At 71.5% G+C, this 24,807-nt stretch carries 22 protein-coding genes; 10 read left to right on the top strand and 12 right to left on the bottom strand.

Annotation, left to right across the window (positions count from 1 at the left end; genetic code table 11):
- The first annotated feature begins 54 nt into the window (after positions 1-54).
- Positions 55-351 (top strand): DUF6463 family protein, encoded by a 297-nt coding sequence (locus IE260_RS30255; RefSeq protein WP_268254952.1) that lies wholly within the window; start codon positions 55-57, stop codon positions 349-351.
- A gap of 85 nt (positions 352-436) precedes the next feature.
- Here the strand turns inward: IE260_RS30255 and IE260_RS30250 are convergent, their stop codons facing one another.
- The 4 genes from IE260_RS30250 to IE260_RS30235 all read right to left on the bottom strand — a co-directional run bounded on the left by IE260_RS30250 (position 437) and on the right by IE260_RS30235 (position 5,914).
- Positions 437-1,369, bottom strand: coding sequence for a LysR family transcriptional regulator (locus IE260_RS30250; RefSeq protein ID WP_189877598.1), 933 nt, complete (start codon positions 1,367-1,369; stop codon positions 437-439).
- Between the two features lie 84 nt (positions 1,370-1,453).
- Positions 1,454-2,290, bottom strand: a complete 837-nt coding sequence (gene fdhD / locus IE260_RS30245; protein ID WP_189877595.1) for a formate dehydrogenase accessory sulfurtransferase FdhD — start codon at positions 2,288-2,290, stop codon at positions 1,454-1,456.
- Positions 2,278-3,462, bottom strand: a complete 1,185-nt coding sequence (locus tag IE260_RS30240; RefSeq protein WP_229881448.1) for an MFS transporter — start codon at positions 3,460-3,462, stop codon at positions 2,278-2,280. Before IE260_RS30240 ends, fdhD begins: the two co-directional genes overlap by 13 nt.
- A 160-nt stretch (positions 3,463-3,622) precedes the next feature.
- Positions 3,623-5,914 carry an FdhF/YdeP family oxidoreductase gene (locus tag IE260_RS30235; protein ID WP_189877593.1) on the bottom strand — a complete coding sequence of 764 codons (2,292 nt, stop codon included), beginning with the start codon at positions 5,912-5,914 and terminating at the stop codon, positions 3,623-3,625.
- A gap of 328 nt (positions 5,915-6,242) precedes the next feature.
- Between IE260_RS30235 and moaA the strand changes: the two genes are divergently transcribed.
- Complete coding sequence (moaA, locus tag IE260_RS30230) at positions 6,243-7,265, top strand: GTP 3',8-cyclase MoaA (RefSeq protein ID WP_229881445.1); 1,023 nt, start codon at positions 6,243-6,245, stop codon at positions 7,263-7,265.
- 242 nt (positions 7,266-7,507) lie between these two features.
- On the top strand, positions 7,508-8,692 hold the full coding sequence (locus tag IE260_RS30225; RefSeq protein ID WP_189877591.1) for a molybdopterin molybdotransferase MoeA: 1,185 nt from the start codon (positions 7,508-7,510) through the stop codon (positions 8,690-8,692).
- Positions 8,693-8,719: 27 nt separating this feature from the next.
- Here IE260_RS30225 and IE260_RS30220 read toward each other — a convergent pair whose 3' ends face one another.
- The 4 genes from IE260_RS30220 to IE260_RS30205 all read right to left on the bottom strand — a co-directional run bounded on the left by IE260_RS30220 (position 8,720) and on the right by IE260_RS30205 (position 14,341).
- A complete protein-coding gene (locus tag IE260_RS30220; protein WP_189877589.1) occupies positions 8,720-11,020 on the bottom strand; it encodes an FdhF/YdeP family oxidoreductase in 2,301 nt (766 codons plus the stop codon).
- A 37-nt stretch (positions 11,021-11,057) separates the two neighbouring features.
- On the bottom strand, positions 11,058-11,576 hold the full coding sequence (locus IE260_RS30215; RefSeq protein ID WP_189877587.1) for an SRPBCC family protein: 519 nt from the start codon (positions 11,574-11,576) through the stop codon (positions 11,058-11,060).
- Positions 11,577-11,788: 212 nt separating this feature from the next.
- Positions 11,789-13,591, bottom strand: coding sequence for an FUSC family protein (locus tag IE260_RS30210; protein ID WP_189877584.1), 1,803 nt, complete (start codon positions 13,589-13,591; stop codon positions 11,789-11,791).
- 90 nt (positions 13,592-13,681) lie between these two features.
- Positions 13,682-14,341 carry a type III effector protein gene (locus tag IE260_RS30205; protein WP_189877583.1) on the bottom strand — a complete coding sequence of 220 codons (660 nt, stop codon included), beginning with the start codon at positions 14,339-14,341 and terminating at the stop codon, positions 13,682-13,684.
- Positions 14,342-14,469: 128 nt separating this feature from the next.
- Between IE260_RS30205 and IE260_RS30200 the strand changes: the two genes are divergently transcribed.
- The 3 genes from IE260_RS30200 (at position 14,470) to IE260_RS30190 (ending at position 15,944) form a co-directional block, all read left to right on the top strand.
- Positions 14,470-14,904: an Hsp20/alpha crystallin family protein gene (locus IE260_RS30200; protein WP_189877698.1), complete on the top strand. Its 435-nt coding sequence runs from the start codon at positions 14,470-14,472 to the stop codon at positions 14,902-14,904.
- A gap of 112 nt (positions 14,905-15,016) precedes the next feature.
- Complete coding sequence (locus tag IE260_RS30195) at positions 15,017-15,436, top strand: DUF2267 domain-containing protein (RefSeq protein WP_189877696.1); 420 nt, start codon at positions 15,017-15,019, stop codon at positions 15,434-15,436.
- A gap of 70 nt (positions 15,437-15,506) precedes the next feature.
- Entirely contained in the window at positions 15,507-15,944 is a 438-nt protein-coding gene (locus IE260_RS30190) for a DUF2267 domain-containing protein (RefSeq protein ID WP_189877581.1), read from the top strand.
- A 95-nt stretch (positions 15,945-16,039) separates the two neighbouring features.
- Here the strand turns inward: IE260_RS30190 and ligA are convergent, their stop codons facing one another.
- Positions 16,040-18,139 carry an NAD-dependent DNA ligase LigA gene (ligA, locus tag IE260_RS30185; protein WP_189877579.1) on the bottom strand — a complete coding sequence of 700 codons (2,100 nt, stop codon included), beginning with the start codon at positions 18,137-18,139 and terminating at the stop codon, positions 16,040-16,042.
- Positions 18,140-18,248: 109 nt separating this feature from the next.
- On the opposite strand from ligA, the gene IE260_RS30180 reads away from it, so the two are divergent.
- The gene (locus IE260_RS30180) at positions 18,249-18,992 is read left to right on the top strand and encodes an SOS response-associated peptidase (RefSeq protein WP_189877577.1); all 744 of its coding nucleotides are present in this window, start codon (positions 18,249-18,251) and stop codon (positions 18,990-18,992) included.
- A gap of 128 nt (positions 18,993-19,120) precedes the next feature.
- On the opposite strand, the gene IE260_RS30175 is transcribed toward IE260_RS30180, so the two are convergent.
- The 3 genes from IE260_RS30175 to IE260_RS30165 form a co-directional block, all read right to left on the bottom strand.
- A complete protein-coding gene (locus IE260_RS30175; RefSeq protein ID WP_189877575.1) occupies positions 19,121-19,465 on the bottom strand; it encodes a hypothetical protein in 345 nt (114 codons plus the stop codon).
- 137 nt (positions 19,466-19,602) lie between these two features.
- Entirely contained in the window at positions 19,603-20,154 is a 552-nt protein-coding gene (locus IE260_RS42040) for a zinc-binding dehydrogenase (protein WP_229881441.1), read from the bottom strand.
- A 462-nt stretch (positions 20,155-20,616) separates the two neighbouring features.
- Positions 20,617-21,027 (bottom strand): MarR family winged helix-turn-helix transcriptional regulator, encoded by a 411-nt coding sequence (locus IE260_RS30165; RefSeq protein ID WP_189877573.1) that lies wholly within the window; start codon positions 21,025-21,027, stop codon positions 20,617-20,619.
- A gap of 138 nt (positions 21,028-21,165) precedes the next feature.
- Here IE260_RS30165 and IE260_RS30160 point away from each other — a divergent pair, with 138 nt between their 5' ends.
- The 3 genes from IE260_RS30160 (at position 21,166) to IE260_RS30150 (ending at position 24,806) form a co-directional block, all read left to right on the top strand.
- Positions 21,166-21,699, top strand: a complete 534-nt coding sequence (locus IE260_RS30160; protein WP_189877571.1) for a DinB family protein — start codon at positions 21,166-21,168, stop codon at positions 21,697-21,699.
- Between the two features lie 64 nt (positions 21,700-21,763).
- Complete coding sequence (locus IE260_RS30155; protein ID WP_189877569.1) at positions 21,764-22,039, top strand: hypothetical protein; 276 nt, start codon at positions 21,764-21,766, stop codon at positions 22,037-22,039.
- Positions 22,040-22,265: 226 nt separating this feature from the next.
- On the top strand, positions 22,266-24,806 hold the full coding sequence (locus tag IE260_RS30150; protein ID WP_229881438.1) for an ATP-dependent Clp protease ATP-binding subunit: 2,541 nt from the start codon (positions 22,266-22,268) through the stop codon (positions 24,804-24,806).
- Position 24,807 lies beyond the last annotated feature (1 nt).

The raw sequence follows: 24,807 nt of genomic DNA, 5'->3' as shown, positions 1-24,807 counted from the left end.
ACCGCGCTGCTCCACTTCGCCTGGGCCTTCGCCCAGCCCCACGCCTGAGGCGCCATCGTCCGTGACGGCTTCTTCCGCAGCGCCGTGGACACGGGCGCCGAGGACTACTTCGCCCGCGAGTTCAGCATCTGGTGGATGGTGGCCGGTGTCGCGCTGCTTGCCCTGGGCACGCTGGCCCGGCACCTCGTGCGCACCACCGGCCACCTGCCCGCGCAGATCGGGTGGTACCTGCTGGGCCTCGGCGTGCCCCTGTGCGTCGTCTACTTCCCCGTCACGGGCGGCTGGCCGCTTGTCGTCATCGGCATACTCGGCCTGGTGGCCGCCCGCCGTACCGGAGCGACGCGGTCCTGAAGCGCCGCCGGAACCCCTCGGCTCGCGCGAGCCCGTCCCTCCGGGACGAGACGGCCCCACCCTGGTGCGCCACGGCGGCGAGGAATCACGCCTGGGGAGCGGGCTCCCCGGGGAGGCGTTCGAGGGCGGCGGCGATGTCGGTCCGCCGGGCGATGTCCGTCAGTGCACGGGCCATGACCGATCCGGGTTCCCTGGTCGTGGTCACCAGCCCGACCGGCACCGTCCGGGCCGGCTCGGTCAGCGGCACCGCCCGCATGCCGTGCGGAACGCCGAAGACGTGCAGCCACGTCCGCGGCACGATGCTCGCCCACCGGCCCGTCCGGACGTGGGCGAACAGGGCCGCCACCGAATCGGTCTCGACCCGCGGCGACGGGCGCACCCCCACCTCCGCGAACACCTCGTCCAGCACCCGCCGCCCCTGCATGGCCTCGGTCAGCAGGCACAGCGGCAGTCGTGCCGCCTCCGCCCAGGTCGCCGTCGCCGGACGGGCCAGGCCGTCGGCGGCGGTGGTCAGCAGCACGTACCGCTCCTCGTACAGCGCCACCGCCTGGAAGCCCTCCGACAGGCCCTTGTGCAGGTACGTGACTCCGGCGTCGATCTCGAAGTTCTGCAACTGCCGCAGGATGTCCTCCGACTGGAGGTCCGCCTTGACCTCCACGGTGACCAGCGGGTGCGCCGCGCAGAACGGTCCGGTCAGCAGAGAGACGGCACCCGACGCGGTCGGGACCGCCCCGACGCGCATCCTGCCGCTGAGCCCCGTGCGCAGGGCGCCGACCTCGTTCTTGAGGGCGTCGCGGTCGGCCAGGATCCGCTGCGCCCAGACCACGATGCGTTCGCCCTCGGGCGTGAGGCCCTCGTACTTGCGGCCACGCCGGACGAGCGGTACGTCCAGCTCCTCCTCCAGCTTGCGGATCGCTTCGGAGAGCGCGGGCTGGGAGACGTAGCAGGTCTGGGCGGCACGAGCGAAATGGCGCTCCCGGGAGAGGGCCACCAGGTACTCGAGTTGACGGAACAGCACTCCATGGGTGTACCGGACAGCTCCACGGAACGCCAGTCGGGGCCGCGCGGCGCCGCACGCCCGGTGGGGCCTCGACGGGACGGCTCAGGCCGCGGGCAGCGGCTGCACGCGCTCGGCGCCGGTGTAGACGTTCATCGAGGCGCCGCGCAGGAACCCGATGAGGGTCAGTCCGCTCTCCGCGGCCAGGTCGACCGCGAGCGAGGACGGTGCGGAGACGGCCGCCAGTACGGGGATGCCGGCCATCACCGCCTTCTGCACCAGCTCGAACGAAGCCCGGCCGCTCACCATCAGCACCGTCTCGCGCAGCGGCAGCAGCCCCGATCGCAGGGCATGGCCCACGACCTTGTCCACGGCGTTGTGCCGGCCGACGTCCTCCCGCAGGCACAGCAGCTCCCCGTCGGCCGAGAAGAGCCCGGCGGCGTGCAGCCCGCCGGTGCTGTCGAACACCCGTTGGGCCGCCCGCAGACGGTCGGGGAGGGCCGCGAGCGTCTCCGGGCCGATACGCAGCGGGTCCTCGGCGACGGACCACGCCGCCTGCGTGCGCACCGCGTCCAGGCTCGCCTTGCCGCACAGCCCGCACGAGGACGTGGTGTAGAAGTTCCGCTCCAGTGACGGGCCGGGAGCGGCCACGCCCCGGCTCAGGACGACGTCCACCACGTTGTAGGTGTTGCCGCCGTCGGCCGTGGCGCCCGCACAGTAGCGGATTCCCGCCACGGCGTCGGCGTCGTGCACCACCCCTTCGCTCACCAGGAACCCGGCCGCGAGGTCGAAGTCGTCGCCCGGAGTGCGCATGGTCACGGTGAGCGGGCGCCCGCCGACCCGGATCTCCATCGGCTCCTCGGCGGCCAGGGTGTCCGGACGAGGTGACGCCAGACCCTCCCGGACCCGCAGCACCCGCCGTCGTACGGTCACTCGTCCCATGGTGTCGACTCCTCTCCTCGGAGCGGTGCTCCGACGGTGTTGCGCGATCGTCCTGGTTCCACGGCCCGGCACATCGCGCCGCCGTCGGGGAGATGGCGTCGGCTGAACCGTGCCGTGAACACCAGGCACAGCAGGCCCACGGCCGCGAGGCCGGTCAGCAGGGCCGGATAGGAAGCAGCCCCGGCCGTGACGGCGAGCAGGAGCGGCGTGAGGAAGCCGCTGTAGGCGGCGCCGTGGTAGAGGGACGCGGCCGAGGGGCGGGCCTTCGGCGGCGCCAGTCGCTCGATCTCCCGCAGCCCCGAGGACAGGGTGAGGCCGTACCCGGCACCCAGGAGGACCGCCGCGGTCAGGACCAGACGTGCCGAGTCCAGGTACGCCGCGCCGGCACTCACCAGCAGTCCGCCGATCACGGCGACCATCGCGGTGAGCGTCGCACGTGCGCTGTGGGCGTGGTCCAGCCGGTCCGCCAGGGGCTGCACGGCGATGCCCACGGCGAGCGTCAGCGCCGTCACCAGGCCGCTGAACACCGGCGCGTGGTCCGGGACCCGGTCGGCCACCAAGGGGGGCAGTACGACGTACGCCACCGTGGAGGCGGTGAAGACCGCCGGGCTCGCCGGAAGCACCACCCGCACGAAGCGCGGGTGGCTGACGGCCGCTCGGTACAGGCCCGCCGAGAACGGTTCCACCCAGGCGCCGCGCCGTGACGGCGCGGTCTCCGGAACACGGCGTGTCGCGGCGAGGACCAGCACGGCGAGCAGTGAATGAACGAGACAGGGCAGCACCGTCGGGTGCGGCAGCCACTCGGCCAGGACACCGGCCGTCAGGGCTCCGGCGGCGAATCCGCCAGCCGTGGCGTATGTCGCGAGGCGGGCGCCGGCGGCCGGCTGCGCGGACAGCTCGCGCACCCAGGTGGTGCCCGCGGTCAGGACCAACCCGGCGGCTGCCCCGGTGGCCAGACGGCTGACGTACACCGCGCTCTCGGACACGGTCGCCGCCGCCAGCAGGGCGCTGGCCGCGGCGGACAACGCCAGCGCGGGCCGTACCACACGACGTCTTCCCAGCCGGTCGGCGGCCGGTCCGCCGAGCAGCAGGCCGGGCAGCAGTCCCAGGAGGTACATGGTGAACATGGCGGCGACCGGGACGGCGGGCCAGTGCTGCTCCGTCCGGTACACGACTGCGAGCGGGTGAACTGGTTCGCGCCCCATCCGGCAGTGCTCACCGCAGCCGCCGCCGGAAGCCGGCGGAGCGCGGCGGGGGATGAGGGCATGCGGGACTGTTTCCTTTCCGGACGCGGCGCCCGACGCCGGTGCCCCGGGAGGGCCGACGTCCGGCTCAACTGGGGTTGCGGGCGGCTTCCAGGCGGACCACGACCCCTTTGGAGGTGGGGCAGTTGCTGATGTCGGCGACGCTGTCCAGCGGGACCAGGACGTTGGTCTCGGGGTAGTAGGACGCCGCGGAGCCGCGACTGGTGGGGTAGCCGACGACCCGGAAGTTCTCCGCCCGGCGCTCCCTCCCGTCGTGCCATACGCTCACCAGGTCCACCTCGTCACCGTCGGCGATGTGGAGGGCTTCCAGGTCGGCGGGATTGACGAGCACGACCCGGCGGGCGTTGTGGATGCCGCGGTAGCGGTCGTTCGGGGCGTACCAGACGGTGTTCCACTGGTCGTGCGAGCGCAGGGTCTGCAGCAGCAGATGCCCCTCGGGGACGTGTGGCATCGTGAACTCGTTGCAGGTGAAGACGGCCTTGCCGCTCGGAGTGGGGAAGACCCTCCGGTTGACCGGGTTGGGCAGCGTGAAGCCGCCCGGCCGGGCCACGCGGGCGTTGAAGTCCTCGAAGCCCGGTACGACGCGGGAGATCCGGTCACGGATGGTGCCGTAGTCCGCCTCGAACTCCTCCCAGGGCAGGGACGGCGTCTCCCCGAGGGTCCTGCGCGCCAGCCGGCTGATGATCGCGACCTCGCTGAGGAGGTGCGGGGAGGCCGGTGGCAGCTTGCCCCGGGAGGCGTGCACGTCGCTCATCGAGTCCTCGACCGTGATGAACTGCTCGCCCGTGGCCTGGATGTCGCGGTCGCTGCGGCCCAGCGTGGGAAGGATCAGCGCGGTGTCGCCGCAGACGGTGTGGGAGCGGTTGAGCTTGGTGGAGATGTGGGCGGTGAGCCGGCACCTGCGCATCGCCTCCTCGGTCACCGCGCTGTCGGGTGTGGCCCGTACGAAGTTGCCCGCAACGCCGAGGAAGACCTTGGCGCGGCCTTCGTGCATCGCCCGGATGCCGTTCACCGCGTCCAGGCCGTGACGGGTGGGCGGGGTGAAACCGAACTCGCGTTCCAGGGAGTCGAGGAACTCCTGCGGCATCTGCTCCCATACGCCCATGGTGCGGTCGCCCTGGACGTTGCTGTGGCCGCGCACCGGGCACACCCCTGCACCCGGCTTGCCGATGTTGCCGCGCAGCATCAGGAAGTTGACGACTTCGCGGATGGTGGGCACACCGTGCTTGTGCTGGGTCAGTCCCATCGCCCAGCACACGATGATCTTCTCGCTGCGCAGGACCCGGGCGTGTACGCGTTCCATCTCCTCGCGGGACAGCCCGGTGGCGGTCAGCACGTCGTCCCAGGACGTCTTGGCTGCCTGCGCGGCGAACGCCTCGAAGCCGGTGGTGAAGCCGTCGATGAACGCGTGGTCCAGTACGGTGCCGGGCGCGGCGTCCTCGGCCTCCAGCAGCAGCCGGTTCAGGGCCTGGAACAGAGCGAGGTCGCCGCCGGCGCGTATGTGCAGGAACTGGTCGGCGATCGGCGTGCCGCGACCGAGCAGCCCACGGGGCTTCTGCGGGTGCTTGAAGCGCATCAGCCCCGCCTCGGGGAGTGTGTTGACCGCGACGACCTGTCCGCCGTTCCGCTTGGTCTCCTCCAGCGCCGACAGCATCCGGGGGTGGTTGGTGCCCGGGTTCTGCCCGACGACGAAGACGAGGTCGGCGTCGTGGATGTCGTCCAGCGAGACACTGCCCTTGCCGATGCCCAGCGTCTCCTGCAACGCGCGTCCGCTGGACTCGTGGCACAGGTTGGAGCAGTCCGGCAGGTTGTTGGTGCCGTACGCGCGGGCGAAGAGCTGCAGGAGGAAGGCGGCCTCGTTGTTCAGCCGGCCGGAGACGTAGAAGAGCGCCTCGTCGGGGGAGTCCAGACCGCCGAGTTCCCGGGCGAGCAGTTCGAGTGCCTCGTCCCAGCCGATCGGCTCGTAATGGCTCGCGCCGGGCCGCTTGACCATCGGCTCGGTGAGCCGGCCCTGCTGGTTGAGCCAGTAGTCGGACCTGCGGTCCAGCTCGGCGATCGAGTGCTCGCGGAAGAAGTCCCGGGTGACCCGCCGCGAGGTGGCCTCGTCGTTGATGTGCTTGGCACCGTTCTCGCAGTACTCGTTCCTGTGCCGCTTGCCCGGTGCGGGCTCGGGCCAGGCACAGCCCGGGCAGTCGATGCCCTTGGCCTGGTTGATGTTCAGAAGTGTCAGCGCGGTGCGCCGCAGGGAGGTCTGGCCCAGGGAGTACTCCAGCGCGTGCGTCACGGCGGGCAGGCCCGTCGCCCAGGTCTTGGGCGGAGTGACCGAGAGGTCGTCGACGGGGTCCTCGATACTGCTCATGTCTGGTCTGCCTCTCTGCCGTGCGCCAAGGCGCGGCGTGCTTCCCCGCTTCGCGATCCGTGAACGTGGGCCGGAATTCCTCGTGAGCCGTTTCCGTGAATATCCGGCTCCGGTGCGGGAAAATCTTTCGCCCATCTGCGACGGGAAGTCAAAAAGGCTTCCCCGATGACCTGACAACTGTCGCCTATCAGCTCGGGATCCCTCGTCACCCGGGTCATAACCTGCGCCGATCACACCATCGGAAACGCCTTTTTGACTCGCCCCATGGAATTCGTCGATGCTGCTCGGCAGGTGAGTAATTCGGTGTCCGCAGGGAGACGATCGCGCGATGGCGGTTCGGGAAGAAACGGTCGGCACGCCCATGGCCCCGCTGGTGGACGGGTTCGGCCGTGTCCACACGGACCTGAGGGTCTCTCTCACCGACAGGTGCAATCTGCGCTGCACGTACTGCATGCCTGCCGAAGGAATGGACTGGCTGCCCCGCGCGGAACTGCTCACCGACGACGAGATCGTGCGTCTGGTCCGCATCGGCACCCGGCGCCTGGGGATCACCGAGGTCAGGCTGACCGGCGGCGAGCCGTTGCTGCGCCGCGGTCTGACCGGGCTCGTCGCCCGCCTCTCGTCCCTGGACCCGGCACCTGAACTGTCGCTCACCACCAACGGCATCGGCCTGGCGCGCAGCGCCGCCGCCCTGCGCGAGGCCGGACTGACCCGGGTCAACGTCAGCCTGGACACACTGCGCCCGGAACGGTACGCCGCGATCACCCGGCGCGACCGGATCGGCGACGTGCTGGACGGACTGTCGGCCGCCCGCGCCGCGGGCCTGGTCCCCGTCAAGGTCAACGCGGTCCCGGTACGGGGGGTCAACGACGACGAGATCGCCGACCTGGCCGCGTTCGCCGCCGAGCACGGCTACCGGATGCGGTTCATCGAGTCGATGCCGCTGGACGCCCAAGGTGCCTGGGACCGCGACCGGATGGTCACCGCCGCCGAGGTCCTGGACCGACTCGGTGAGCGCTTCGACCTGGTCCCGGTCGGACACCGGGGCCACGCGCCGGCCGAGGAGTGGCGGATCGCAGGTACCCGGACGGTCGTGGGTGTCATCGCCAGTGTCACCCGCCCGTTCTGCGGCGGCTGCGACCGGGTGCGGCTCACCGCGGACGGGCAGTTGCGCAACTGCCTCTTCGCCACCGAGGAGTCCGACCTGCGGGCCCTGCTCCGCCGCGGCGCCGACGACGCGGTACTGGAGGCCGCCTGGCGGACCTCTGTAGCGGGCAAAGGGGCCGGCCACGCCATCGACAGCTCCGGTTTCCGCCGCCCGGAACGCCCGATGTCGGCGATCGGCGGCTGACGGGCCGGGGACGGCCCGGCGAGGACCGGCGCGGTGGCGTCCGGGAGCGGGAACGGGAACCGAGGACGGGTGAACGGGACGTGTGCACGGACTGCCGCGGCAGCCGAGGCGAACCGCGAGGTGCCGGCCCCGGCCGGACGGGACGACGGATGGGGAACCGAATGACAGGGGCACGAACGACATCCGAGGGCGGCGCGCGACAGCGGGAGGCCCGGGCCGCAGACGGCGGGCCGGACCCCGCCATGGCATGGGAACGGGCCCGATCGGTCGCCCGCGGCGCCGCCGGCCCGCTGTCCGTCGTCACCCGCGACCTCACCGAGGCGCTCGGTCATGCCCTCGCCGAACCGCTGGCCGCGCTCACCGACCTCCCGCCGTTCGACACGTCCGCGATGGACGGCTGGGCCGTGGCAGGACCGGCGCCGTGGCGGCTACGGGGCGGCCGGATACTGGCCGGCGGCCCGTCCGAGCCGCTGAGCGAGGGCACCGCCGTGCCGATCGCCACCGGCGCCCGACTCCCGGTCGGTGCGACGGCCGTACTGCGCCGGGAGCACGGCCAGGCAGAGGAGCGGAGCGGCGTGCTGCACGACCGCTCCGTCGGTCCGGGCCCCCTGGTTCCGGGCCGGGACATCCGGCCGCGCGGCCGGGAGTGCCGCTCGGGCGAGCCACTGCTCCCCTCCGGCACCACGGTCACCCCGGCCGTGCTGGGGCTGGCGGCAGCGGCCGGATACGACCGGCTGGCCGTGCACCGCCGCCCGGCCGTGGAACTCCTCGTTCTCGGCGACGAGTTGCTGGAGCACGGCCCGCCTCGCGACGGGCGGGTCCGGGACGCGCTCGGGCCGCTGCTGCCGCCGTGGCTGCGCGGTTGCGGCGCCGATGTGACCGGCCGCCGCATGGTGGCGGACGACCCGGACCTGCTGCGGGAGGCCGTGCGCCGCTCCTCGGCCGATGTCGTGGTCACCACGGGCAGCACCGCCGCCGGACCGGTGGACTTCCTGCACGACGCCCTCGACGAGGTGGGCGCCCGACTGCTGGTGGACTCCGTCGCCGTACGGCCCGGCCATCCCATGCTGCTGGCCGAGTTGCCGCCCGCTGCCGACGGCCGGCCCCGTCGGCTCGTCGGCCTGCCCGGCAACCCGCTGGCCGCCGTGGCCGGCACGGTGACCTTGATGATCCCCCTGCTGCGACGCCTGGGCGGGCACCTGGCCGGGACGCCGCGCACGACGGTCGCCGCCGCAGCACTGTCCGGCCACCCACGGGACACACGGCTGCTGCCCGTGCTCCGCACGGACCACGGGGCGACGCCGCTGCCGTTCGACGGGCCGGCGATGCTGCGGGGACTGGCGTACGCCGACGGTCTCGCGGTGGTCCCGCCCGGCGGCGTGTCCGCCGGGGATCCCGTGGAGGTCCTCGACGTCCCCGGGCGGTGACCGCCCGCGCACCCGTCCGGCCGGCCCTCACACCGTGCTCATGACCGTCGGCTCCAGCCGTACGACGATGCCCTTCGCGGTCGGCTGGTTGCTGGTCTCGGCCACGCTGTCCAGCGGCAGCAGGACGTTGGTCTCGGGGTAGTACGCGGCGGCGCAGCCGGGGGTCGTCGGGTAGGGGACCACCTCGAAGCCCTCGGTGCGGCGTTCCGCGCCGTCGCTCCACACGCTCACCAGGTCGACACGCTGCCCCTCGGCCAGACCGAGCCGGGACACGTCCCGCGGGTTCACCAGGACCACTCGGCGGCTGCCGTGGATGCCCCGGTAGCGGTCGTTCTCCGTGTACGGGATGGTGTTCCACTGATCGTGGGAGCGCAGGGTCTGCAGCAGCAGGTGTCCCTCCGGGGCGTGCGACATCTCCCAGGCGTTGCAGGTGAACAGGGCCTTGCCGACGGGAGTGGGGTACACCCCTTCGTTGACGGGGTTGGGCAGCCTGATTCCGCCGGCACGGATCACACGACGGTTGAAGTCGTGCAGTCCCGGCACGATCCGGGAGATCCGGTCGCGGATGGCCCCGTAATCGGCTTCGAACGTGTCCCAGGGAATCCCCGTCCTGCCGTCGAGGGTCCGGCGGGCCAGCCGGCACAGGATGGCGACCTCGCTGAGCAGGACCTTGGACGCCGGCTCGAGGCGCCCGCGGGAGGTGTGCACCTCGCTCATCGAGTTCTCCACGGTGACGAACTGCTCACCGGTGGCCTGGAAGTCCCGTTCGGTGCGGCCCAGGGTCGGCAGGATCAGCGCCGTCCGGCCGCAGACCGTATGGGACCGGTTGAGCTTGGTGGAGATGTGGGCCGTCAGACGGCACTGGCGCATGGCGTCCTCGGTGACGGCACTGTCGGGGGCGGCCCGGACGAAGTTGCCGGCGACACCGAGGAAGACCTTGATGCGGCCCTCGCGCATGGCCTTGATGGAGTCCACCGAATCGAGTCCGTGGGCGCGGGGCGGGTCGAAACCGAACTCCCGCTGCAGCGCGTCGAGGAAGGAGTCGGGCATCTGCTCCCAGATGCCCATGGTGCGGTCGCCCTGCACGTTGCTGTGCCCGCGCACCGGGCAGGCCCCGGCTCCGGCCCTGCCGAGGTTCCCGCGCAGCAGCAGGAAGTTGACGATCTCCCTGATGGTGGGGACCGCGTGCCGTTGCTGGGTCACACCCATGGCCCAGCAGACGATGACGCGTCGGCTGCGCAGGACCTCGTCGCGGACGTTCTCGATCTCGTCCCGGGTGAGTCCGGTCGCGGCGAGGACGTGCTCCCAGGCGAGGGTGCGGGCGTGCCGTGCGAACTCCTCGAAGCCGCTGGTGTTGGCGCGGATGAAGTCGTGGGCGAGTACCGTGCCCGGCCGGGCGTCCTCCGCCTCGAGCAGAAGCCGGTTCAGGGCCTGGAACAACGCGAGGTCGCCGCCGCTGCGGATGTGCAGGAACCGGTCGGCGATCTGGACGCCGCGCCCGAGCACCCCGCGGATCTCCTGCGGATTCTTGAACCGCATCAGCCCGGCCTCCGGCAGGGTGTTCACCGCGATGATGCGGGCGCCGTTGGCCTTCGCGCGCTCCAGCGCGGACAGCTGCCGGGGATGGTTGGTTCCGGGATTCTGCCCCACCAGGAAGATCAGGTCGGCGTGGTACAGATCTTCCAGGCTGACGGTCCCCTTGCCGGTGCCCAGCGTCTCGTGCAGTGCGAAGCCGCTCGACTCGTGGCACATGTTGCTGCAGTCGGGCAGGTTGTTGGTGCCGAAGGCCCTGGCGAACAGCTGCAGGACGAACGCGGCCTCGTTGCTGACCCGCCCGGAGGTGTAGAAGACCGCCTCGTCGGGGGAGTCCAGAGCCTTCAGCTCCTCGGAGATCAGCCCCATGGCGTCGTGCCAGCTGATGGGCTCGTAATGATCCGAGTCGGGCCGCTTGACCATCGGTTCGGTGAGCCGGCCCTGCTGGTTGAGCCACAGATCGGACCGCCGGCCCAGTTCCGAGACGGGGTGTCTGCGGAAGAAGTCCGCCGTGATGCGCCGTGTGGTCGCCTCGTCGTTGATGTGCTTGGCGCCGTTCTCGCAGTACTCGTTGCGGTGCCGGTGCCCGGGAGCGGGGTCCGCCCAGGCGCAGCCGGGGCAGTCGATGCCGTCCACCTGGTTCATGGTCAGCAGGGTGCGGCCGGTTCGCAGGACCGACGTCTCCTCGAGTGAGTACTGCAGGGCATGGGTCACCGCGGGCACTCCCGCCGCCCACTTCTTGGGTGGAGCCACGGTGAGTGACTCGTCCGGCTCTTCGCTCGGTGGCTGCTTCATCGGGCGTGTCTCGCTCTCTTGCTCCCGGGCCGGTGGATCAGCCGACGGGCCAGTGGGCAACTCGGCTTCTGGGTGGTTCCGGCTCCGAAGGCAGGACGTGACCGTTGCGGATGACGCCCCGCCAGGTACCGGACTCCTGACCCAGCCCCTCGATGTATTCCTTGAAGTGACCGAGTTCGGTTCGGATCACACGACGGGTGAAGCCGGTGGAACGGGCAAGGCGCCCCCCGACTCCGTGGGGCTCGAATCGCAGTCGTACGACGATCGCGGTGCGGTCCGGTGCGGTAGCGCGGAACGACACCTCGCCCCCGTGGCGGGATCGCCGGTCAAGGCTGCGCCACGCCACGAGCGAGTCGGGCTCCTGCTCCACGATCTCCGCGTTGAACTCGTGCCGTACCGGACCGAACCCGATCACCCAATGGGTGAGGTTGGGGCGGATCTGCTCGACCCTCTTCACCACGGACGCGAACCGGGGGAAGCTCTTGAACTGCGTCCACTGGTTGTAGGCGGTACTGACCGGCACCGCGACCTCGATCGTCTCTTCCACTGTCTGCATGGCTCCACCCGTCGTCAGGCGCTGCTGTCCTCAGTGTCACCGCCGCGTCGGCGGGGCGCCATGTGAGTCACGGGACGCTACGGTCGGTTCCCCGAAGGCCGGCTCTTCAATCGGAATCGCCCGCTCCTGAGCGTTTTTTCCACCGGCCGGGCGCAAGGCACCCGATCCTGTCCGGTCGGGCCGTCCGGTGCGACGACGCGGCGACCCGTGGGTCAGGACGCAGGGCCGCGGTGGTGCAGGCGGTCGAGCAGGACGTAGGCGCGCTGTTCCGCGGCCGCGAGTTCGGCGGGGTCGATCTCGGCCGGCCACAGCTCGCCGGCCGCGGCGTCGTCCGCCTCGCGGAGTTCGACGGCGGTCTCCGCCAGGTGTACCTGGAGGTCGGGGGGCGGTGGTCCGGCGTGGCCGGCCAGGGACCGTTCGGCTTGCTCCGTGGCTGCCCGGCACGCGGCAAGGGCATGCTCCACGCGCAGGGCGGCCTGGTCGTGGACGACGAGCAGCGCGCAGAGCAGTCCCACGGCGATGCCCACGACGCTGCCGAGCACCCGGTCGAGGACGAGCTCTCCGGCCGGTGCGGGAGCCGCCAGGTCGCTCAGGAGCAGTGCCAGGGGCGTGAGGAAGACGACGCCCAGGGCGTAGTTGCGGGCCACGACGTACTCCAGCAGGAACTCCAGGGCGACGATCACCACCGCGAGTGTCATCGGCTCCGGGTGCGCTGCCAGCACGCCGAGGGCGAGCAGCAGGCCGACGAGCGTGCCGAGGGTGCGCTGGACGGCACGCTGGGCGGTGGTGCGGACGTTGACCGAGTGCAGCACGGCGGCGGCCGAGATCGCTGCCCAGTAGCCGTGCTGCAGGTGCAGCAACACGGCGATGCCGCCCGCCGCACCGGTGCCCAGAGCCATCCGCAGGGCGGGTACGGCGAGCGCGGCCCGGTGGCGGGGCCCGTTCGGACGGCCGATCAGCAACTCGGTGGCGCGCAGGGCGGCGGTGGGGCTCTGTGCCGCGGCCGTGGGCGTCGGATGGTGAAGCCCGTCCCGCTGTGCCGTCCGAAGCGGTGAGGGCGCCCCGGGGACGAGGGGCGTCTCGCGCAGCTCGGGCGGAATCCGGCGGCGCCGGTCCATGAGGATGCGGGCCAGCCGGCGCAGCCGCCGCGCGGTGTCGGCCAGGTCGTCGGGTGCCTGCCGTGTCGTGCGGACCAGCAGGGTCCAGGACAGGTCGGTGAGCTGCAGGAAGACCTCGTCGTGGCGGGCGCCGGGGCGGCGAGCGCGCTCCGGTGGGGGTTGTCCGAGGCAGCGGTAGGCGTGGAGTACGGCAACGGTGGCCCCGTGCCTGGTCCGCCGGGGCACCTCGGTGCCGGCAGCGGACGCCTCCAGCAGGTCGGCCAGTCTGCGCAGGGCTGTGGCCACCGCCAGGCGTTGCGGCCGGTCCGGATGGACCAGCCGGCCGCAGACCCCGAGCACCCAGGCACATGCCGCACCCGCCGCCGCGAGGCCGGTGTACGGGAGCACGTCGGCGAGCGTCGGCGAGGCATTGGCCGCCACCGCGAACGAGAACAGCAACAGGACCGCCCCGAGCCCGCTCAGCCTCGTGGCATCGCAGACGAACTTCGCCACCCCCGCGACCAGCGCCGTCGCCACGACCACCACGCCGGCGCCGCCCGCGCCCTGCTTCGGGCCGGCCCACACCGCGAGCAGCGAACCGCAGCCCACGCACGCCGTCATGGCCGCGGCGACCAGTGCGAGGACGCGGGCGCGGCGTGCGTAGGGCAGATTCCGGCCGAAGGTGGTGGTGAAGGAGCCCAGCATGGCGTAGACCGCGAGGTCCGGACGTCCCGCCTGCGCGACCGGCAGGGCGACCAGCGCCGTCGCCAGGGCGGCCCGCACCGCGAAGAGGAACGCTCCGTCCACGTCGTGCAGCGTCAGCACACCTCGAGGGGAGAGCACACGCCGCGCACCCGCGATCGAACGCCGCCGGCCGCGCCGGGAAGCGTAACGGACGGATCGTCGCAAACTCGGCATTCTCGGTGTATACCTCGCACCGCGCCCGGATACCCGGCCCGGTCTTCGCCGGCCGGGCGAGGGCGGTACGCGGAACCTTCCCGGCGTGCGTCAGCGTGCGCTGTCCCCGTTGCGGCTCGGGTCGGCCCCGCGGAGGCGGTCCGTGTGGCGGGTCAGGGTGTCGACGCGGTCGGCCAGGTCGGAGTGGTCCGCCGTGAGGTGGTCGCGGGCGTCCGTCAGGGGCCCGATGAGACGGGCGGCGTCGTCGCTGCCCAGTGCCCGTACGAGGGAGGCGCGGGGTCCGGACGGCAGGTCGGCGAGGGCGCTGATCTCTCCGGCCAGCCTGCGCAGGTCGGCGGCGTTGCCCCGGGCCCAGGAGGTGACGGCACGGTCGGCGGCGCGGCGGTCGCGGGTGGCCTGCACCCGCTGTTCGCCTGTGGAGCCGGGTGGTCCCGGACGCAGCCTCAGGTAGCGACGCTCGGCGGCCTGCCGGCTGGCCACGCCGAGGGGGTGGGCGAGGTCCGCCCAACTGGCGCCGGCCTCACGGGCGGTTTCGATCAGTCCGCTCTCCCAGCCGGCGAGCTGATCACGCAGTTTCCGCAGGAGCAGGAGGGCGGCCAGTGCCTCCTCGGAGCCGACCTCGGCACCGGGCTGCCGCCCGGGCTGCGGTTCCTGTGCGGTGCGGACCGCGTCCTCGATCGCCGTCAGCGCCGCCCAGGCGGCGAGGAAGGACGCGGGCCGGGAACCGGGTTCCTGCTGGTCCGCGGTCATGTGTCACCTCCGCTTCGTCACGTCACCCTTCGGACGACATCAGGGCTTGTCATCGTTCCGATGACATGGTACAGAATTTGGTGAAGCAGCGCATGAGCAGGGACTGCCTGAAGTGGAGGTGTTTCACGATGCTGATGCGCACCGATCCCTTCCGTGAGCTGGACCGGATCACGCAGCAACTCCTCGGCGGGACGGGCACGTGGTCACGTCCGTCGGCGATGCCCATGGACGCCTACCGTCAGGGTGACGAGTACGTGATCGCTCTCGACCTGCCGGGTGTCGACCCGGACGCGATCGAGATCGACGTCGAGCGGAACATGCTGACCGTCAGGGCGGAACGCCGTCCGGTCGCCAAGGGCGACGACGTGCAGGTGGAACTCTCGGAGCGTCCTCTGGGCGTCTTCTCCCGCCAGGTGATGCTGGCCGACACCCTCGACACCGAGCACATCAGGGCGGACTACGACGCAGGTGTGCTCACCGTGCGCGTGCCGATCGCCGAGCGTGCCAAGCCCCGCAAGGTCTCCATCGGCACGGGCTCGACGCGCAAGCAGATCTCCGGCTGAGGCACGACTCCTCGTCCCGGGGGCGAAGGACGGGCCGGTCCGTTCCCGGTCACCGTGCTCCGCCCCCGCGAGGGCAACGCACCGACGAGTGGAAGGAGGACGTGTGGTGACCATGCTGCGGGAGGCATTCCTCGACCAGGTGCAGGAACGCGGCGAATACCCGACGCGTTCCGAGGCGGACCGGGCAGCGCGCACCGTGCTGGCACTGCTGGGTGCCCACCTCGTCGGCGACGTACGGGCCGAACTGGCCGCACGGCTCCCGGAAACGTTCGCCCTGATCCTCCTCAACCCGCTGCAGGCCGCCGAACCGCTCTCCGCGGAGCGGTTCGTGCGGGCCACCGCCGCATGGATCGAAGGAGCGACCGAACAGACCGCTGCCTGGGACGTCGGCGCCGTGCTCAGCGTGACCGCCGACGCGGCGGGCGAGGAGCTGACACGCGGCATCCTGCTCCAGCTCCCGCCGGGCTACGACCTGCTCTTCGGCCGGCCCCAGGACACCGCGGACCCCGAATACGGCCCTCGGCGCCGGTGACACGCAGAGCCGTCACCGGCACCGGGGCACAGCACACCATCCCCGTTCGTGAGAAAGGCGTCACCCACCGATGCAGCCCATGACGGTCCCCACGACGATCGCCACGCCGACCATGACGTTCGCCCAGATGCTGGAACAGGTCCGCCACGACGGTGCCTACCCCAGCCTGGAGAGGGCTGAGGAGGTCGTCACCGCCGTCCTCGCCGCACTCGGCCGCCGGCTCACCGGGGACGAACGAGTCGACCTCGCCGCCCGCCTTCCCCGGGAGGCCGCGGAGATCTTCGCCGCCTCGATCCCCGAACCCGAGCCGCTCACCGGCTGGTCCTTCGTCAAGGACCTCGCCTCCCGCACCGGTGGCAGCCTCGCCACCACACGCTGGGACGTCGGCTCCGTCCTCGGCGTCGTCGCCGAACTCGCCGGCCGGCCCCTGCTCGACCGCGTCCTCGCCCAGCTGCCCACCGGCTACGCGATCCTCTTCGGCCGCGCGGAACTCACCCAAGCGGCCTGACGACGACGCCTGCAGCCCGGCGAGGCAGAGCGGCGGGGCGCTGGACCGGCGTGGCGGGCCGCCGTGCCGCGGGGACCGGGATCACCGTGGGTCCGTCATCTGCCGGTCGTCAGAAAGCCGGCGACGAGCGCGGCGAAGTCGTCCGGTGTGGCGAGGCGGATGCCGAGCTGTTCCGCCTTGGCCCGCTTGGAACCGGCCCCCTCGCCCGCGACGACGAGCGTCGTCTTCTTGGAGACGCTGGAGGAGGAGCGTCCACCGGCCCGTTCGATGAGTTCGTTCATCTCGTTGCGCGTGAGCTTCTCCAGCATCCCGGTCATCGCGCCGGTGACCACCACCGACATGCCCGCCAGCGGGCCGCCCTCCGCCGGAGTCGCGGACGTGGCGTCGGCGTCGAGGCCGGCGTCGGCGGCCGGGGGCGGGGTCGCGCCGGGCTCGGTCATGTTGACGCCGGCGGCGGCGAGCTTGTCCACGAGCGGGGCGAGTTCGGCGATCTCCGCGACGATGGAGGGAGCCTTCTCCGATCCGATGCCCTCCACCCGCTGCATCGCCTCGGCGTCGGCGGCACGGATGTTCTCCATGGTGGCGAAGTGCCGGGCGATGCGACGGGACATGGACCGGCCGGTGCCCCGCACACCCAGCGCGCACAGCACCCGGGACAGCGGCTGCTCCTTGGCCTTGGCGATCGCGGCGAGCAGGTTGTCGGTGCTGGTCCCACCCATCCGGTCCAGGCCGAGCAGCTGCTCGCGCCGGAGGGCGAACAGGTCGGCGAGGTCGGCGACCATACCCGCCTCGACGAGCTGGACGACACGGGTCGCGCCCAGGCCCTCGATGTCGAGCTGGTCGCGACCCGCGGCATAGGTGAGAGAGGCGACCAGATGACAGCTGCGGCCCTGTGCGCAGCGCCAGCGCTCCTCGCTCGTGTCGATGTCCGATCCGCACCGCGGGCACCGCTCGGGGAACGCGATGGGCCGCTCGTCGCCCGTGCGCAGGTGGGCGACCGGCGCCTCGATGCGGGGGATGACGTCGCCGGCGCGATGGACCATGACGTGGTCGCCGAGGCGCAGACCGCGGCGGGTGATGTCGGCCGGGTTGTGCAGGGTGGCGTAGGTGATCGTGGAGCCGTCGATGACCACCGGTTCGAGGACGGCGCGCGGGGCGATGATGCCGGTGCGGCCGACGTTCCACTCCACCTCCAGCAGCCGGGTGATCTTCTCCACGGCCGGCAGCTTGTAGGCGATCGCCCACCGGGGTGCCCGGGAGCCGGACCCGGCGGCCCGCTGGTCGGCCGCGAGGTCGGCCTTGACGACGATCCCGTCGATGCCGAACGGCAGCTCGGCCCGCACCGCGGCGATCTCCTGAACCCGCGCCACGACCTGTTCGGGCGTCTCTACGACGACGTCCGGGACCGCGGTACGGGCGCTGGTGTGCACGCCGAGCCCGGCCGCCATGGACATCAGGTCGCTGTGGGCGAGCTCGTTCAGCTCCGCGGCGAGGGCCGGGTCGGTGTCCGGCAGGGGCAGCAGGCTGTAACCGAAGAACGTCATCGGCACGGTGTAGGCGCGCTCCTTGGCGCGCAGCGTGCCCGCGGCCGCGTTGCGAGGGTTGGCGAACGGCTGCCCGCCATGGGCGATCCGCACCTCGTTCGCGTGCTCGAACTGGGCCGTCGTCATGAGGACTTCGCCACGCACCTCAACGGTGACCGGCTCGGCCAGCGTCTCGGGCAGCCCCTCGACGGTGCCGACGGCGTGCGTGACATCCTCCCCGGCCGTGCCGTCACCGCGGGTGATCAGCCGAGTGAGGCGACCACGGCTGTAACGGGCGGCGACCGCGAGCCCGTCCAGTTTCGGCCCCACGCTGAACCGTGTCACGTCGTGTCCCGTACGCCGGGCGAGGGACCCGGTCCAGGCGATGAACTCCTCCGGCGAGAACACGTTGTCGAGACTGAGCATCGGCACCGTGTGCGGCACGTCGCCCTCGGCCGCGCCGCCGGCGACCTTCCCGGTGGGGGAGTCGGGCAGGACCTGGTCGGGGTGCTCGGCCTCCCACGCGGCGATGCCCCGCACCAGCCGGTCGTAGGCGTCGTCGTCCAGCGGCGAGGAGCCCCCTGCGTAGTAGGCGGCCGCCGCACCGACGGCGTCCTCCACCGCCTGCGCGTAGGCGGCGGCATCCACGATCACTGCTGCAGGAATTGTCATGTGCGGCATCATGCCGCCCACCACTGACAACGGCCCCGGGACGGACTCCGCCTCCTCGACACGGCGCCGGTGCGCCGTCAGGCGGCGCAGGTGGTGGGAAAGTGGCTGTATGTGCGGTCGATACGTCTCCGCCCGGAGCCCCGAGGACCTGGTCCAGCTCTTCCAGGTCACCGACTGGCGTGCCGAGGAGGCACTCGCACCCAACTGGAACGTCGCGCCGACCGACGAGGTGTGGGCCGTCCTCGAACGCACCCCGCGCGGCAGCGACGGTGCCGCATCGGTGGAACGGGAGTTGCGGCCGGTGCGCTGGGGCCTGGTGCCGTCGTGGGCCAGGGACGTGAAGATCGGCGCGCGACTGATCAACGCCAGGGTGGAGACCGTGCACGAGAAGCCGGCCTTCCGTCGCGCGTTCGCCCGGCGCCGCTGTCTGCTGCCCGCCGACGGCTTCTACGAGTGGCAGCAGATCAAGGCCGGGGACCAGGGCAAGACCCGCAAGCAGCCCTACTTCATCCATCCCGAGGACGACCAGGTGATGGCGCTCGCCGGTCTCTACGAGTACTGGCGCGACCCGGAGATCCAGCGGGACGGCGACCCCGCGGCCTGGCTGATGACCTGCACCATCCTCACCACGGAGGCCACTGACGCCGCCGGCCGTGTCCACCCCCGCATGCCGCTCGCCCTCACACCGGACCACTACGAAGCCTGGCTCGACCCGCACCACCAGGACCCGGACGACCTGCGCGCCCTGCTCGGCAGGCCGGCCGACGGCCGTCTGGACGCCCGGCCCGTCTCGCCGGCCGTCAACAACGTCCGCAACAACGCCCCGCAACTCCTGGACGAGATCGCCGTGTAGCCGCGTGCCTGCACGGTCGGCGGGGTCGCGATGGTCGAGTAACGCACCGGTGCCCGGGTCCCACACCGTGGCCGCCCCCGGGCAGCCGAACTCGCGGAGCCCTTCGACGCCGCAGCGGACGGCGTGCGCTAGGCGCGCAGCAGCCGTTGCGTGATCTCCCGGTACTCCCTGAGCGCGTGCCGGAGCTCGTCGGGGTGCGTCGCGGGGTCCCGGCCTTCCCAGTCCTCACGGAGGGCACGCCCGCGTTCCGCGAGGGCGTTCGCGAGCTGGGTGACGGCATCGTCGTAGGCGACCTCCGCCTCTTCCAGCGCCTGGCGGGGAGCGTCGGCGAATTCGTTGAGGGCCCGTCGCAGACGCAGGGTGATCTTGTCCCGTTCGTCCGCCGGGAGCAGCGGCTCCGGTCCGGCGGGGCGGTGCTCGGAGCGCTGCGAGGGGCGGTCCGGGGGCTGCTGGGCGCGTGCCTGGTCGTACATGAATGCCGCTCTCCTGTGGGTCGTGGGTCGCCGGGTTGTCGAAGCGGCATGCTGCGTGAGTCGTAACGCCAGTCAACTTCCGATGGTGGTGTGTGTCAACGTGGCGGCGCGCTCCGGCCTGGCGACGTTTCATCGGTCTACACCCGGACCAGCTGTTTGCCCAGGTTGCGTCCGTGGAAGAGGCCGGCGAGAGCCGACAGGGCCCTTTCGAGCCCTTCGGCGATGGTCTCCTCGAGAACGATGTCGCCGCTCGCCGACCATGCCGTGAGGCGGCCGAACGCCTCGGGGAACCGGTCGACGTGGTCCAGGCAGACGAAGCCTTCCATGCGTGCCCTGCGCAGCCCGATCCGGAGGTAGTTGCGCGGGCCGTGGGCGGGGTCGCCCCCGTCGTAGCCCGTGGAGATCCCGCCGCAGACGACGATGCGGGCACGCGGGGCGAGGTGCGCGAGGGCCGCTTCCAGGAGAGCGCCTCCGGCGTTGTCGAAGTAGACGTCGATGCCGTCGGGGGCCAATCGCGCCAGCTCCACCCCGACGTCCGCAGAGGTGTGGTCGACGCAGGCGTCCATGCCGGCCACCTCGACCGCCCACCGGCACTTGCCTTCGCCACCGGCTGTGCCGATCACCCGGCTGCCCAGCGCCCGCGCGATCTGGGCGGCGATCGAGCCGGTGGCGCCGGCGGTCGCGGACACCACTACCGTGTCACCGGACCGTGGCAGGCCGACGTCGACCATCCCGAAGTGCGCGGTCAGCCCGGTCGTGCGAAGAGACCGAGCATCGAGCGCGGTTCGACCCCGGGAGGAACGGGGTTGACGCCGAAGAGACCGCCGCCGGCGCCGACGGCGTGGTCCTGCCGTCCGATCTCGCCGTAGACCCAGTGCCTGCCGGCAGTGCCGGACCGTCCGGCTCGACGACCTCGCCCACGCCGGCGCCACGGACCACCTCACCGAGGCTGACAGCAGTGCGGTAGTCGGGGCCGGCGTTGAGCCATCCCCTCTGGTCGGGTCGATACCGAGCCGGCGCACCCGCACCAGGGCTTGCCCCGCACCGGGCGTGGGCCGGGGGAGGTCCGTAGCTCGAAGCAGTCCTCGGTGAGCTCGCCCCGGGGCCGGCGGGTCAGGATCCACTGCCGGTTGCTGTCGACGGCCATGGCGTCACACCACCCGGGTGAGACGGTCGAGCAGCCCGGCGAGCGTCTCCCGGTCGGAGGTGCCGAGGACCTGGGACAGCAGTGCGGCGGCCTTGCCGGTGGCGACGGTCCGGGCCTCCTCGGCGCGGTCCCCTCCGACCTCGGTCAGGGCGACCAGCGCACGGCGCGCGTCGCGCGGATCGGGGCGGCGCGTGACGTATCCCTGCTTCTCCAGCGGCGCCAGCAGCCGGGCGACGCCCGAAGGGGTCGGGCCGAGCAGGTCGACGAGGTCGATGCGCCGCAGCTGTCGTCCAGGGGCCTCGGCGAGGTGATGGAGCACGGCGAACTCCCGGAACGAAAGACCGTGGACCTCCAGTCGTCGGCGCATACCGCTCGCGGCACGGGCCAGCGCGAGAGCGAGGGCGAGGTCGTCCATGGGGCCCCTTGGATCGGTGATTATTCGATGAGTAATCAACGATTAGATGATCGTGAGCAAACCCGCGGGCCGGGAAGCCGGCCGCTGCGGGCGGCGACCCGCTGCGCACTTCACTGACGACCACAGTCTGGACAGAGGATGACCACACCCCGGACCGACCTCCTGATCCGTCAGCTCGACATCACCTGGGCCCTGCTCGAGCACCACGTCGAGGGACTGGACGACGCCGGGTGCCTCTGGGCACCCGACCCGTACCACTGGACGGTGCGGCCGGACGGGCAAGGGCGGTGGGTCGCCGACTTCCAGGTGCCCGAGCCCGACCCCGTACCGGCACTCACCATCGGATGGATCACCTGGCACATCGGTTACTGGTGGACGACCACGCTCGGCCACTGCTTCGAGAAGCAAGCGCCTCCGGAACGCGAGGAGATCTTCTGGCCGGGTACCGCCGAAGGCGCCGTGGAATGGCTGCGCGGGCTGAATCGACAATGGCGGGCGCGACTGCACGAGCTGACCGACGCCGAGCTCGACTCCGGTGAGAGGACCGCCACCCTGCCCTGGGGGCACGGCATGTCGCTCGCGGACGTGGCGGGCTGGGTCAACGTCGAACTGACCAAGAACGTCGCGGAGATCGGGCTCCTGCGCATCCTGCACGGAGCGTCCCGGCGCTGACCGGCACGGTTCGGTCCCCGACGGCTGCCCCTCGTTGTCAGTGGTGGCTGGGAGGCTGGCAGCCATGGACAGGGATGAGGAGTTGCTGCGCGGCCGGGTCTACGGGACGGATCACGAGGACCCGCACCCCGGCCCGAGACCGGGACACGTCTACGCCGAACTGGTCGGCGGTCCGCTGGACGGCCTGCTGCTCGACATCACCGGCTGGGCGCGGGACGAGATCGACACCGGCGTCGCACTTCCGACGGAACTCGGGCGGTACGGCGCCGGCGGACGCGCGATGTACGGGCCCCGTCCCGGTGACCGGAGCCGCTTCGACTGGTCCGGCGACAGCCCCTGATCGCGCCGCGCCGCATCGGTCATCAGGAGGGGCAAGGGCAACGCGCGACCAGTACGGACGTGGACGCACCGCCGCCCACCGGCATGCGAATCAGACCGGTCACCGGCTGAAACCGGGCTGCTGAGGCGGGCGCGCTCGGGCGTCCGCGTGCGACTCCCGTTCCACTTGCGGAGTGGTCGGCATGGCGTTTCGGTTGAAGAGACCCGCCGCTGCACCGGGAGCTGCCATGTCGATGTCGTCGTTCGGTTTTGGATCGTCCGACCCGTTCAGCGAACTGTTGAACCGGTTCTTTGGCATGTCGCCCGCGTCGTCGCCCCCCGCGGTGCAGCGGGTGCCGATCGGACGGTTGCTGACCGAGTCCTCCCAGGAGCTCCTCAATCTGGCCGCGCGACGGGCCCTGGAGGACGGCACGTCCGACCTGGACACGGAGCACCTCTTGTGGGCGGCCACGAAGGTCGAGCCCGCCCGCGGACTCCTGGCTCAGGCGGGGCTGGATCCCGACGTGCTCGCGTCCCAGATCGCCGAGGTGCTTCCCCGCGAGTCGGGGGAGCCGTCCTCCGAACCGGGTCTCACGCCCGCTGCCAAGCGCACCCTCGCCACCGCCTACGCACGTTCCCAGGCAACCGGCGTGTCCTACATCGGACCCGAGCACATCCTCGGCGCTCTCCTGGACAGCGCCGACTCGGGCGCCGCCCGACTGCTGCGCGCGGAGGGCGAGGACGTGAGGAAGCTGGCGGGGCTCACGGAGCAGGCGGCCCGCGGCGACGGGCAGGCCGCCGAGCGCAAGCAGCCCGCGACGACCCTGGACGAGTTCGGACGGGACCTGACGGAGGAGGCGAAGGCCGGCAAGCTCGACCCCGTGGTCGGCCGGGCCGAGGAGATCGAGCAGACCGTCGAGATCCTGTCGCGGCGGTCCAAGAACAATCCCGTACTCATCGGTGAGCCCGGTGTCGGGAAGACCGCGATCGTGGAGGGGCTGGCGCAGCGGATCGTGGCCGGCGAGGTCCCCGACACCCTGAAGGACAAGAGAGTGGTCGCTCTCGATCTGTCCGGGATGGTGGCGGGTGCGCAGTACCGGGGGCAGTTCGAGGAGCGGCTCAAGAAGGTCATCGAGGAGGTTCAGCAAGCACGCGGTGACATCATCCTGTTCATCGACGAAATGCACACGGTGGTCGGCGCGGGCGCCACGGGCGAGGGTTCGATGGACGCCGGCAACATGCTCAAGCCGGCTCTCGCGCGCGGGGAACTCCATGTCGTGGGCGCCACGACCATCGACGAGTACCGCAAGTACGTGGAGAAGGACGCGGCGCTCGAACGTCGCTTCCAGCCCGTGATGGTTCCCGAGCCGACGGTCGAGGAGACGGTGCAGATCCTCGAGGGGCTGCGCGACGCGTACGAGGCCCACCACCAGGTGCGCTTCGCCGACGGTGCCCTGGCGGCCGCGGCCGAACTGTCCGACCGGTACATCAGTGATCGCTTCCTGCCCGACAAGGCGATCGACGTGATGGACCAGGCGGGCGCACGGGTGCGTCTGCGCAGTGCCGGTCGCTCCACCGAAGTGGTCAGCCGCGAGGACCGCATCGCCAAGCTGCGCCGTGAACAGGACCAGGCCGTCGCCGCGGAGGACTTCGAGAAGGCCGCCCAGCTGAAGCACCAGATCGCCGAGGCGGAGGGCGAACTCGCGGGCATCGGGGAGCGCCGCGAGGGCGTCGTCTCCGTCACCGCCGTCGACATCGCGGATGTGATCTCCCGCCGTACGGGGATCCCGGTCTCCCAGCTCACCGCCAGCGAGAAGGAGAAGCTGCTCAAGCTGGAGGAGGAGATGCACTCCCGGATCGTCGGCCAGGACGAGGCGGTCACCGCCGTCTCGCAGGCGGTGCGCCGCAACCGGGCCGGCATGGGCGATCCGAACCGGCCCGTGGGCTCCTTCCTCTTCCTCGGTCCCACCGGCGTGGGCAAGACGGAGCTGGCCAAGACCCTCGCCGAGCTGCTCTTCGGCGAAGAGGACCGCATGATCCGCTTCGACATGAGCGAATTCCAGGAGAAGCACACGGTCGCACGGCTCGTCGGTGCCCCTCCCGGATACGTCGGGTACGAAGAAGCGGGTCAGCTCACCGAGAAGGTCCGCAGGCAGCCCTACAGCGTCGTCCTGTTCGACGAGGTCGAGAAGGCCCACCCCGACGTCTTCAACACCCTGCTGCAGATACTCGACGACGGGCGGCTCACCGACGGCCAGGGCCGCACCGTGGACTTCCGGCACTGTGTCGTCATCATGACCTCGAACATCGGAGCTCATCGCATCCTGGATCACAAGGGCGACGTCTCCGACCTCAAGGACGAGTTGATGGAGGAGCTGCGGGGCCGGTTCCTGCCGGAGTTCCTCAACCGCATCGACGACATCATCATCTTCCACAGCCTCACCGAGGAAGACCTGTCGGAGATCCTGGACCACCTGCTGGCCCAGAGCGAGCACCGGGTGCACGCGCAGGGCATGAAGCTGAAGGTGACGGAAGCCGCCAAGAAGCTGCTGATCGCCCACGGTCACCAGCCGGAGTTCGGTGCCCGCCCGCTGCGGCGGACGATCCAGGCCGAACTCGACAACCGCATCGCAGAACTCCTGCTGGGCGGCGAGGCCGAACCCGGTGACACCATCGTCGCCGACGTGCGGGACGACTCCCTTCACTGCACGGTCGGCAAAGGCGACCCCGCGGTCGCCGCGCAGAGCGGGAGCCAGAGTTCGAGGCAGGATTCCGACGAGCAGTCCTGAC

The sequence above is a fragment of the Streptomyces viridiviolaceus genome (assembly GCF_014650995.1).
Classification (GTDB): Bacteria; Actinomycetota; Actinomycetes; order Streptomycetales; family Streptomycetaceae; genus Streptomyces; species Streptomyces viridiviolaceus.
This window is presented reverse-complemented; position numbering and strand designations above follow the sequence as displayed.